The organism is Capnocytophaga sp. oral taxon 863 str. F0517 (assembly GCF_000466425.1).
In the GTDB taxonomy this organism is placed as follows: domain Bacteria; phylum Bacteroidota; class Bacteroidia; order Flavobacteriales; family Flavobacteriaceae; genus Capnocytophaga.
The window spans coordinates 1-13,300 of sequence record NZ_KE992083.1 but is presented as its reverse complement, the minus strand read 5'-3'; the positions used below and the strand labels follow the sequence as shown (position 1 = coordinate 13,300).

The following is a 13,300-nucleotide window of genomic DNA, read 5'->3' as shown; positions in this document are numbered from 1 at the left end:
CATCAGGTCGCTTTTTTGTTAAAGTAGAAAAAAAGCAAAAAAAAATCGGTTATCTCGAAAAAAAAACGTAAAATTGTAGCTGCAAAAAATATAGTAAAGATGAAAACTAAAATGAATTATTTTTGGCTCTTATTGATTGCTATCTCACTGAATGTGAGTGCACAAAATAAGCTGATTACACTAAAGGACATTTGGTCGGATTATGCTTTCTATCCTCAAGGAATGACAAATCTTTCCGCGCTGAAGCTTACCAATGAATATACAGTGCTCAATTATGATTATGCAAATCTGAATTATACTATTGATTTGTATAATTTTGCTACACTACAGAAAGAAAAAACGCTCTTTGATACCCGTCAGTATCCTCAGATCCGACGTATCAATAGCTATACTTTCAATAAGCAGGAAGATAAAATCCTTATAGCTACCAATAGTGAATCCATCTTTAGGCGCTCCTTCTTGGCCGATTTCTATATATTTGACCTTAAAAAACAGGAACTGACTAAGCTCACCGACAAGAAAATCCAAGAACCACTCTTCTCCCCAAAAGGGGATAAGGTGGCTTATGTGTATCAGAACAATATCTATATATATGATACCCAATCTCAAAAGGAACAACAAGTGACCTTTGACGGACAGAAGAACAAGATTATCAATGGGGTGAGCGACTGGGTATATGAGGAGGAATTTGCCATTGTAAGAACTTTCGATTGGAATGCTGATGGCTCTCAGCTGGCTTATATCCGCTTTGATGAAAGCCAGGTGCCGGAGTTCTCTATGGATATGTATGGGACCCAGCTCTATCCGACTCAAAACACTTTCAAATATCCTAAGGCAGGAGAGAAAAACTCTCAGGTGAGCCTCTATCTATATGAAGTAAAAGAACAGAAGGCCACCCAAATTCCTCTTAACGCTTACTATATTCCGCGTATCCAATGGACGAAAGACGCCAATACCCTTAGTATCCAAACCCTCAACAGGCATCAGAACGATTTTAATATCCTCTTTGTAGATGCTACCACCAAGCGTCTTAATTCCGTATATCATGAAGTGGATAAGGCTTATGTGAGCATCACCGATGATCTGACCTTCTTGGATGACCATAGTTTTATCATCTCCTCCGAGAAAAATGGGAATAACCACCTCTATCACTATGACAAGAATGGTAAGCTTCTCCACCAGATAACCCAAGGGAAATGGGAGGTAACTGCTTATTATGGCTATAACCCTAAAAATAAGCGCATCTACTATCAGTCCACTGAACCAGGCTCTATCAACCGTGGAATCTATTCCATTGCCCTCAGCGGAAAGGACAAAAAAGCCTTGGCCGTAGAGATAGGTACCAATGAGGCTACCTTCAGCCCTGATTTTTCTCTATTTATCAATGAGTTCTCAAGCGTAAAAACACCTAACCGCTATACACTTAATGATAGCAAGACAGGAAAAGTGGTGAAAGAAATTCTCAATAATAACGAATTGGAACAAAAAATAGCCACTTATAAAAAAGCGACTAAAGAATTCTTTGAGCTAACTACCAAAAATGGAGACAAACTCAACGCTTGGATGATCAAGCCAGCCGATTTTGACGAAAACAAGCAATATCCACTCTTTATGTGTCAGTATTCAGGGCCGGGCTCCCAGCAGGTGCATAATTCCTTTTCTGGTTTTGATGATTTTTGGTACTATATGTTGGCTCAGAAAGGTTATATTATTCTCTGTGTGGATGGACGTGGTACAGGTTACAAAGGAGCAGCCTTTAAGAAATGTACTTACAAGCAATTAGGAAAATATGAATTGGAAGACCAAGTGGAAGCTGCTAAGATTGTGGGTAATTATAAGTATATAGATAAGAATCGCATCGGTATTTGGGGCTGGAGCTTTGGAGGCTTCATGGCTTCTAACTGTATCCTAAGAGGCGAGGTCTTTAAAATGGCTATTGCTGTGGCTCCAGTGACTAACTGGCGTTTCTATGACACCGTATATACTGAGCGCTATATGCAGACCCCACAGGAGAATCCTGAGGGCTACGATAACAACTCCCCCCTTACCTATGCTAAAAACTTGGATAAAAAATTCCTCTTGGTGCATGGTACTGCCGATGACAATGTACATGTGCAGAACTCTATGCGCTTGATCGAATCCTTAGTGCAGTATGACAAGCAGTTTGAGTGGGCAATCTATCCCGACAAAGACCATGGCATCTACGGGGGCAATACACGCCATCACCTATATCAGAAAATGACCCAATTCATATTGAATAATTTATAACACATAACATAATTTAATTAGACAGATAATGAATACAGAAAAAAAAGGACACCCCGCGGGGCTTTATCTCGTGTTTTTCACAGGAATGTGGGAGCGCTTTAGCTATTATGCGATGCGCGGTATCTTGGTGCTTTACCTCACTGCTACTTGGCTCAATGGAGGGCTGGGTTACGATGAAAAATTTAGTACTACAGTTTATGGTATAGCCACAGGGCTTTGTTATTTCACTCCACTCTTTGGAGGGTGGCTCTCCGACCGCTATTTAGGACAGCGTAAGTCTATCGTTATAGGAGGCTTTATTATGGTAGTGGCTGAGTTTTTACTCTTTGCGCCTGAACTCTTCACCTCTACTGCGGCCAATCTTACTCCTGAACAATTGGAGCACAACGAGCTCATAGGTAGAATTGGCCTTTTCTCAGGGCTTTTCTTACTGATTATCGGAAATGGATTCTTCAAACCTAATATCTCTTCTATTGTAGGGGACTTGTATGAGCCAGGTGACAAGCGTTTGGATTCGGCATTCTCTATCTTCTATATGGGAATCAACTTAGGGGCAGTGATGGCGCCCCTGATCGTTGGTCTTTTAGCAGACAACGTATTTGCAACCACTTATCTAGATGCCAATGGAGTGACTCAAATCACTCATGGTTATCGTTATGGTTTCTTAGCCGCTGCGGTAGGGGTACTCGTGGGGCAACTTTTGTTTGTCTTTCTAAGTAATAAGTATTTAGGAAATATAGGAATAGAGCCTAAGGGAGCTGCCAAAGCTGCTCAATCCAACACCGAGGAGGTAAAGGTACCACTTACACGACAAGAAAAAGAACGCATTGCAGTGATTTTTATTTTCTTCTTCTTTGCTGTCTTCTTCTTTGCTGGTATGGAACAAGCAGGCGCATCTTTTAACTTATATGCTAATAAGTATATAGATAGAAATGTATTCGGATTCGAAGTGCCTACCGCTTGGCTACAGATGATCAACCCCTTCTTTGTGATTGTCTTAGCTCCTGTATTTGCTTATTTTTGGAACACACGCTTAGGACAAGCGCTCAATACCCCTTTGAAAATGGGTCTTGGCCTGATCGTCTTAGGAATAGGTTTTTGGTTTATGCTCATTGCAGGTTTCCAAAGAGGAGCTATGTGGGAAGGAGGCCTTAACATCGTAGACAATACCGATGTTACGATCAAGGCCGGTATGATTTGGATGATTCTCACTTACTTCCTCCACACCATAGGAGAGCTTTCCCTCTCTCCAGTGGGGCTTTCTATCGTAACTAAGCTTTCTCCTGCACGCTTTGCATCCTTATTCATGGGGGTTTGGATTATGGCAGCCGCTTTTGCCAATATGCTTGCTGGCCTCATCTCCTCTTATGTAGTAGAATTAGGAGCTAGTACTGTATTTGCTTCTATCTCTGTATTTGTAATGGTATTGGGTATCCTTATGGTATCCCTTAATAAGGTGATAGAGCGTATGATGCATGGTGTTAGATAGTAAAAAGTAACTAATGACCAGTGACGAGTGATTAATGCCCACAAGAGGATTAGTCACTTGTCATTGCTCATTAATACAAACCACTAGTTACTAATTAACAATTAACAATTGAGAATAGAGAATTATTTTTGATTGTTAATAACTTTTTTATCCTTAATTTTCTGATTTACAGTGAGTTTTGAAAAAAGGAGTGAAAAAAAGTGAAATATGAACGCAAAATATTTGTATAATCGTTTGTTTTTATTGTATCTTTGCACACTTTTAAACGAAAAGAATATGTTAAAAAAAGGAATGCGTTTAGTGGTGTTATTAGGAGTAGCATTGCTTGGAGATCAAGCATTTGCACAACAGGATTCCCAATACACCCAGTATATGTACAACACGATGATGATCAACCCTGCCTATGCAGGTTCTCGTGGGAGTACTAGTATTTTTGCACTTTATCGCAATCAGTGGGTAGGCCTAGATGGAGCCCCTAAGACAGCAGCCTTGAGTTTCCATACTCCCTTTGAAGAAAAGAATATAGGAGTAGGAGCAGCTATCTATCATGAGAGTATAGGCCCGCAGTCAACCAATATCATAGAGGGGGACTTCGCTTATACCTTGGATTTCGAAGACTCTAAGCTCGCTTTCGGACTAAAGGCAGCAGCAGGTTTTTACAACTTCGATCGAGATAAGCTCAACCTTATGTATCCAGCCGATGCTTCTTTCGAAGGAAAACCCAATACCTTCTTGCCCAATATTGGAGCAGGGGTATATTACTATGGGGAAAACTACTATGTAGGATTCTCTATTCCTCACCTTTTGGATACCAAAACCTTCTCCAAGACTGATGAGCGAAAGATTACTGATATTAATGAAAAACAACACTACAACCTTATGGGAGGCTATGTGTTCGACCTTTCTTCTGATATCAAGTTCAAGCCAGCTGCCCTGATGAAAATGGTATCTGGAAGCCCCTTGCAGGTTGATCTTTCTGGTAACTTCATGTACGATGAGCGTTTTATAGTCGGTTTAGCTTACCGTTGGAGTGCTGCTGTGAGTGCAATGGCAGGTTTCCAAATTGATAGGAACTGGTTCATCGGATATGCCTTCGACTGGGAAACAACCAAAATAAACAAATACAACTATGGATCTCACGAGATCTTCCTCCGTTACGAGTTCTACCGAGATATTCAAAAGATCATCTCTCCTCGTTTCTTCTAATGTAACTAATCAATTAATATAATTAAAAATGATAAGAAGAATAACCACTATTTTTCTGCTCTTCTGCTCCGTTTCTGCCCTTTTCGCGCAGGAAGATAAGGAAAAATTGAAGAAAGAAAACGAAAGCAAAATCAAAAAGGCGGATGAGCTTTATAGCAAATATGCCTATGTGGATGCTATCAAGATATACGAGCGTATTGCCGAACAAGGTTACGTAGACCAAAATATCTTGGAAAACTTAGGGAATGCCTATTATTTCAATGCGGACTATACTACAGCCTTGAAATGGTATGATAAGCTCTTCGAAGGAACTAAAAATGCAGCTAACAATTATAACATTACTCCAGAATACTACTATCGTTATGCACAATGTCTCAAATCAGTAGAACGCTATGACGAAGCTCAAAAAATCTTGGAGCAATTCATGAAATTAACCGGTAAAGATGACCTCCGCGCTCGTAAATTGGAGGAACATGCTGACTACCTTCAAGTAATCAAAGATAACTCTGGTCGCTTAACTATCAAGCCTGCTGAAATTAACACTGAATATTCAGAATATGGTACCGCTTTCTACGGAAAAGATGAAGTCGTGTATACTGCAAGCCGCAAACCGAAGTCCTCTCGTGGTACTTCTAACTGGACTGGAGAGGGATACTATGACCTCTACAGAGCGAAATTCAGTGATGGAAACCTTACCAAAGAAGAAGAATTTGCTCCTAAGCTCAATACTCTCCTTAACGAATCCAGCCCAGTATTCACCCGTACCTTGGATACCGTTTACTTCACTCGTAACTACGAAGTGCCTCTTTCCAAAGAAGAAAAAAGAAAAAAAGCAGAGGAAAAAGTCCTCTTGGAGATCTATCGCTCTATCCGAAAGAATGGCGAATGGACAGAAGCAGTACGCATGCCTTTCAATGTAACAGGTTATAGCGTGGCGCACCCTGCTATCTCTCCTGATGGAAAATACCTTTACTTTGCCGCTGATATCAACGGTACTCATGGTAAGTCCGACATCTTCCGCGTACGTCTGAATCACAAAAAGGGAGTGTATGGCAAGCCTGAAAATTTAGGAGATGTCATCAATACTGAAGGTAGAGAGACTTTCCCATTTGTCTCCGAGCACAATGTACTTTTCTTCTCCTCTGATGGACTTCCTGGCTTAGGAGGATTGGATATCTTCGCCGTGAAAATAGAAAACGATGGCTCTCTCAAGAGATTACAGAACATTGGTCGTCCTGGAAATACGCCTGATGACGACTTCGCCTTCATCCTTGATGAAAAAAGAAATATAGGTTTCCTCTCCTCCAACCGTCCTGGTGGGAAAGGTAAAGACGATATCTACTACTTTGTACAAAACAGACCATTAGAGTTCGATTGTAAAAAAACAATCAAGGGGATTGTTAAGGATATAGATACCAAAGAAGTCCTTGGCGAGGTGACCCTTACTCTTTCCGATAGTGATCAAAAAGAAATCACTAAGATTGATAACAAAGCCAACGGAGAATACGACTTCGGTGCTCAAACGGTGGATTGCGATGGTACCTTTGTATTCCTCCGAGCGCAACGCAAGGACTATGCAGTGGTAGAAGAACAAGTAAGCATCCGTGAAAAAGGCAAAATCATTGAGAAAGAAATCTTGATGAAAACCACTAAGCAAAAACTCAAAAAAGGAGATGACTTAGCTAAGATTTTCCAAATCAAAGAAATCAAGTTTGACCTTGGTAAGTACGACATTCGTCCTGATGCTGCTGCCGAATTGGTTAAGATCGTAGAGGCCATGAAGGATCATCCTACTATGAAGATCTCTATTCGCTCCCACACCGATAGCCGTGGTTCTGATAAGGCCAACTTGATACTTTCTGACAAGCGTGCCAAAGCTACTATGTCTTGGATTATCAGCCAGGGTATTGACAAGAGCCGACTCACCGCTAAGGGATATGGAGAAACACAACTCGTAAACCGTTGTAAAAATGGCGTTCGTTGCTCTGAAGAGGAACACCAACAGAACAGACGTAGTGAGTTCATCATCACAGCCATGTAAAATTTTTTCATAGTTTATATTTTTTACGGCAATAGGGCAACCTATTGCCGTTTTTTACCTCTTTCCACAGTCTATTAGTCACTAGTCACTACTCACTTGTCACTTGTCACTAGTCACTATTTATTAACAATCTTATTCTTTTATGTGGAAAAAAAAGATTTTGAAATCAAAATAAATCAAAAAAATGTACTACCTTTGCCCCTTGAGAAATTATAAATTATCCATAATGATGAAAAAGCTGAATAATTTCAAAAAGTTTTTCTTTAATCTATCGGTATGTATCCTCTTAGCTTCCTTTGGGCAGCTCAGAGCGCAGGTAGTGGTTACTTCTGTAACGCCTAAGCCTGCTTCGGTGGATTTTGCCGATACAAACTTCCAAATGGACTTGGAGGTAGGCCTTACCTTACCGGTAGGGGTTCCTACCGCTGAGGTGAAAGTAACCTTCGCCACTGGTTTGGAGTATGTCTCTGTAGCTCCAGGAGCGGGTGCCATTTCAGTGGTACGCAAGACAGGAGATACTGATAACAAGGCACCTACCTTTACCGTAACAGGTGCCGCGGGGGCACCTTTGGTCTTTACCGTAAAGAAAAAGGTCACTCAGGCCGCCTTAGCCAGCTTTACCAGTGCAGGGGTGCAGTTCTTTGACAATGTCTCGGCAACCCCTGCGGGGCCTAGTAGCAATGGAAAGTCTACCGCTTACAAGCTTAACTGGCCTATATTGCAGATTACCTTGGATGCAGGTGCCGTTACCGAGGCGCTAGGGACCTATACCCATAGCTTCACTGTTACAAATACTAGTGAGTTTAAGCTTAAGGAGATCTATTTCTCAGTGGCTTATCCAGCGGGTATAGAGAAGGTAAGCCTTACTGCTCCTTCAGGCTATACCCTTACAGCAGTAGGGACTGTCCCTACCGGCAAGGGTCTCCCTTCTGAAGGCAAGGACTTATACAAGCTCACCAAGGCAGGCAGCTTTGCTGCTAATGAGACCATTACCCTTACGGAGAAATACAAGGTAAAGGTTTGTGAATCAAATAGCAAGCAGGTTGACTATACCCCTTATTGGGGGCCTTCTGCTACGGAATTGTATTGGAAGGATAGAATTAACACGCCTGCATCTAGGACAGTGAATTTGGAGGCAGTGAATACCACTACGGTGCAGACCGGTAGCCAAGAGAATTATTTTGAGTGGAAGGATGGCCTCTGTGGAGCGGTAGTCGGTACCTCCTATATAGGCTATAAAAATACTTCTACTGATAATTCTACAGCCTATAAGAATAAAATTCGCATATTAACGGGGGGCAATTATATTCCTACCAATATAAATATTATTGCCGCAGATAATACCAAAATTCTGCTGAGTCCAGGGAATGGGACTAATGATATCACTTTGGATCTTAATGATTTGGCAGCGTTGTCTGTAACTGCTTTAGCAGGAAAGGATGTAGGGCTTACCGATGAGGATAATGATGGCTTTGCCGATGATCTTAAGAAGGATGCGACACTAAGGATTTGTTATGATCTGAAGACCAAAACAGGGGCAGCAACCTTTACTTGTGCTAATATTGCTACTAATTTTAGCTTAAACGATGTGATTACGAGCTTCTTTGAAAATGCTTGTGGCCAAGAAAAGAGGGGAGCCCTATACAACCCACAGAACTTTGGACGTGAGTTTACCTTTACCGATGGTTCTGTTCCGCCGACCCAATTGGTAAAGAATCAGGCAATAGAGGGGTATCTGATGCTCTCCTATGGGTACCTTAGTTCTTATCAGAAGTATAAGGGACAGCCCTGGACGAATAATGAAATACGCTATCGCTACTATGCCAAATTGCCACAAGGGGTGAAGATGACCAACATCCGCTATTATTATGGGCAAGACCCCAATGATAGAACGGTTCCTTCGGTAGCTATTGCGGATGTGCCTGCAGGAGGGGTACTGGACTATACCGCCCTGACCACCAACTATCCGGTAGGTACCCTTGATGATATAAAAAACAATAGAAAACCAGGCTATATCGCTTATGAGTTAGAACTTTCTGACTGTACAGGAGTGGGTACAACAGGCAATTTGGAATATCGTATTTCTATCTTAGATAAGAATGGGGATGGCACTTTCTGTGAGATTCCTCGGGTATGTGTAACCAAGGCCATCAGTATGGGATGTCCTACGACTACCTGTGCTCTCAAAGGGCCACAGATGCTCTCCACCAAAGTAGAACGCGCCGACGATTCCTATGGATGGACGGATGCTACTATGACCCAGCGGGTGGCACGTACTGCTGTAACGGCCAGTCAGCGCCGCCGTGCCTTATATTTGGATCATATAGAGGTGATCTCCGAAGGCCAACAGTCCAATGCAGGGCCTACCGACAACCTCTATTACTATATGGCTGTAGCCAAAACTGCCGAGCTTGAACCCAAGAGTATCAAGGTAAAGGTAGGTAGCTATGAGACCACCCTACAGGCTTCTGCGGTGGTTTCCCGTACCCAAGATACCCAAGGAAAATACTTCCTTTGGAAGCTTACTTCTGCGCTCCCTGCAGGGGTGTTGGCTGCTAGTCAGACCTTTTCCGTAGTGGCAACTTACCAAGTGATGAATGCTAATATTCCAGATGGTAGTACTTATGCTAAGGATATACAATCGGGACAGACTTCCTTCTTCTATTCCTTGGATGATAAGACCGATACCAATGTGAATGCTCAAGGATTCCATACTGCCCAGCAGCACTGTGGAGTGGATCTCATTCCTGTCTTTAACATCATAGAAACCTATACCAAATTAGCATCCAATCAGTTTAACCCTGAAGCTTGTAATGAATATGCTATAGGAGGTAATATAATGTACTCCACACGTACCACACTTAGTACGGATAATTTTACGGGAGAATACCGTCCTGGTAGGCGTATTAAGAAAATCACAATCAAGATGCCGCTCTCATACCGTATCATTAAGGATAAGGTGACGTATAGTTACAATGCAGTTCCTTCGGATGTTTCTAATAATAATAGGCCTTCAGTTCTTATTCCTTTAAGCAAATGGACAATGAGCGAAGGGACCGAGCGTGTATATACCTATACCAACCCTAGCAATACAGCTGATGCTCACTACCTCCCTCCGGGAATGGTAACAATGAAAGGAGCCTATGCGGAATACCTACAACCTATTATACAGGCTTCTTGTAGTACAAAAGAAGCTACTAGTATTTTTGCTCCGTCCGATGATACTGATGCAAAAAAACAGGCAGCCCTAAATGCGGCGGGTCAGAAAGCTAGTGTTGAGGTAGAATATGAGGATTACTATTACCACTATGCCCAAACCACGGAACCAGCTCCTGTTGTGAATAAAGGTTTTGAGCAACGTATTTGGTACAGCAATAAGCCACAACTTGTCATCAATGCAGAGGGGCAGGGACTTTCCTTTATTGCCAATGCGACTGAGCAGGAGGCGCGCTTTAGCCTATCAGTACCGCCGGGAAAACCTAATACATTTTATGCTTGGGTTTCTATACCCGATGTGCCAGGTATGGAAGTAGTTAGCCTACAGGAAACCAATGCAGCAGGGGTTCCTCAAGGTACTCCCTTTACACCTCAGACGATCTCAGGAGAAAAGATGTTCCACGTAAGTCAACTTATTACATCTACTAAGAAGTACTATACAGTGAAGTTCAAAATTACTAGCTGTAATACATCTGCTCTTAAGTTTAAGCTCTATGCAGGTTGGAACTGTTCGGGCTACCCTACAGGAGGTTACCGCACTACTTGTGCTACCTCTTCAGGAACAGATGCTTATAAAGAATTTACGGTTATACTCTCCAATGCCCAAAAGCAGATCACTGCTGCCAATACCAACCCAGGACAGCCTGGCTATGTACATCAGGGATTAGACAACAATAAAATCTCTATGTGTCAGGATACCCCCTATACCTATACCATTAAGAGTGCAGGAACAGGAGATATCTTCAAGGCCAATTTGGTGGTACGCAAGAAACCAGGGCTTACCATTCGCAAGGTGAAGGTAGAATACGATGGGGTTGTATATGATACCATAGTCTCCAATCCTAAACATATAGGAATAGAGCGCAATGGGGATGTTACCACCTATAAGCTAGAGGACATCCTCCCTGGGGGCAAGCTCCCAGGCTCGCTCAATGAGGCGAACCCTAATAAGCAGCAACTGAAACTTACCTTCAGTGTCTTGCCTACTTGTAACTTTAACATTGGTTCCTCCTTTGATATTGATATCGTAGGGGAGAATTTCTGTGGAGGGGCTGCCACCGGTCAGAAGACCGAGGAGATGGTCGCAGGAATTATAGGGGCTAACTCCGACTATACGACAACCAATAGCCTTACCTACCTCTCTGGCAATGCCAATATCTGTGCAGGCTTGGGCGGTACAGGAGCACGCTATCACGGACGTACCCAAATCAATATCACTGGTTCGGCCAAGCGAACTGGAGCAACTGGTCGCCTCTATATTCGTGTGCCTAAAGGATTTAAGTACAGGATAGGCTCTTTTATGGCCACCTATACGCCGTCAGGCTATACAGAGACGAATCTTGGACTGCCACCTACCACTACAACTTATCCTGTTTCTCCTCCTACTGTATCTTATAATACTATAGGAGATGAAACGGAAGTAGAGATACAGATACCTCAAAACCTTAAAAATGGTCACTATTTCGAATATGAGTTAGAAGTATATCAGGATATGAATATTCCTGCTCAGGATTGTGACCAGGCTGCTAAGCTCAAGTACTATACAACTGATAAGATTACCAACTTGGCTTGTCCGCTCTTGCCTTCTCCTAGTATATGTCATGATGTAACTATTATCACAGGAGCAGAGCAAAAAGTAGATATCCATACCGAGCGTGCCGAGTTGGCTATCACTCAGGTGAAGACCACTTCCGAGATTGTCGCAGGACAGGAGAAAGTAACCTTCAAGTATAAGGTGAAGAACAACAGTACTACTACTCCTCATAATACTACCCTCAAGGTAGCCCTTTATAAGGATGCCAACAACGATGGGGTCTTGGAGGATAGTGAATTAGTAGATACTTTCACCGATGGGGCAGCATTGGCAATCAATGGAGAGCAGGAGTTTACACACGATAAGCTCTTGCCACATACCGATATTTGCCGCTTGTACTTAGTAATTCGCAACAAGGACAACAACTGTCTCTGTAGCGATGTGAAGGTAGCTGTGCCATCACCGGAGACAATTACCGGTCTGATGGACGATCAGAATGGCTGTGAGAGCAACCCTTATACCTTTGCACTCAAGCCAGGGGTACCTACCTACCAAACCTATACTTGGGAGGCGGTCTCCCCAGCTGATGCCCTAAGCTACCTCTCTGCTACCAATATAGCTACTCCTACCTTTACCTATACAGGGGATAAGCTAACGGCCACTACTGAGTTCAAGTATAAGCTCAAGATAACCCGTCCTAACGGTGGCTGTGAGTCTGTCCAAGAGGTGAAACTCACTGTAAAACCAGCACCAAGTATCACTCAGCTTACAGCTCCTACCAATCCGTATTGTACAGGTACTACCGCTGCCACTCTTACCGCGGTGGTCAATACCCATGGCGTGGCAGGTACTCTCACTTATGAGTGGTATGAGAGTCTTACCAATGCCTATAACGGTACTCAAAAGGGTAGTAGCCCAACCTTTACACCTCCAACCAATGCAGCTGGTATCAAGTACTATTATGTAAAGGTAAAGAACACAGGTTGTGGAGAAACCTTGAGTAACATCATAGCGGTAAAAACCAACGCTACTCCTGCCAAACCTACTGTTGACCAAGATCAGGCAGCGGGCTGTGGTACAGTAAGCACCGCTAAGGTGAGCAACCGCAGCAGCTATGCTGCCGGAATTACCTTCAGGGTGACCAAAGGGGGAACCTTAGTGAGCGCTACGGTGGCTTCCAATGGTACTATCAATGGTATCTCCGAGGCGGGCACGTATGTAATCAAAGCCGTGGAGGATGGTTGCGAATCAGTAGGAACGACCTTTACAATAGCTGCTAAGAAGCCAGTGCCAGATAAGCCAACCCTTACCCTGACAGCGGAAAGCTGTACCAGCGCAACCGTAGCCGAGATTACCAACCATGCCACAGGGAAAACCTATACTTTCGTCAAATCAGATGATGGTAGAACGGGAACCGTTTTAGTGGATGGTACAGGTAAGATTACCACCAGCCTTGCAGCAGGCAAGTATAAGGTAAAAGCCACTCAAGGAGGCTGTACCTCCGAGCTTTCTGCTGAGTTTGAGATCAAAGCAGCTAAAGGTCGTC

At 43.0% G+C, this 13,300-nt stretch carries 4 protein-coding genes and 1 pseudogene; all 5 read left to right on the top strand.

All coding sequences use genetic code 11. From position 1 onward, the window contains the following. Positions 1-99 precede the first annotated feature (99 nt). Positions 100-2,268 carry a S9 family peptidase gene (locus tag HMPREF1551_RS00025; protein WP_021626921.1) on the top strand — a complete coding sequence of 723 codons (2,169 nt, stop codon included), beginning with the start codon at positions 100-102 and terminating at the stop codon, positions 2,266-2,268. 28 nt (positions 2,269-2,296) lie between these two features. Next, complete coding sequence (locus HMPREF1551_RS00020; protein WP_021626920.1) at positions 2,297-3,757, top strand: peptide MFS transporter; 1,461 nt, start codon at positions 2,297-2,299, stop codon at positions 3,755-3,757. A 276-nt stretch (positions 3,758-4,033) separates the two neighbouring features. Continuing rightward, the gene (locus HMPREF1551_RS00015) at positions 4,034-4,963 is read left to right on the top strand and encodes a type IX secretion system membrane protein PorP/SprF (RefSeq protein WP_034543929.1); all 930 of its coding nucleotides are present in this window, start codon (positions 4,034-4,036) and stop codon (positions 4,961-4,963) included. 28 nt (positions 4,964-4,991) lie between these two features. Then, positions 4,992-7,004 carry an OmpA family protein gene (locus HMPREF1551_RS00010; RefSeq protein ID WP_021626918.1) on the top strand — a complete coding sequence of 671 codons (2,013 nt, stop codon included), beginning with the start codon at positions 4,992-4,994 and terminating at the stop codon, positions 7,002-7,004. A gap of 226 nt (positions 7,005-7,230) precedes the next feature. Further along, positions 7,231-13,300: pseudogene (locus HMPREF1551_RS00005) on the top strand (hypothetical protein); the annotation flags it as partial.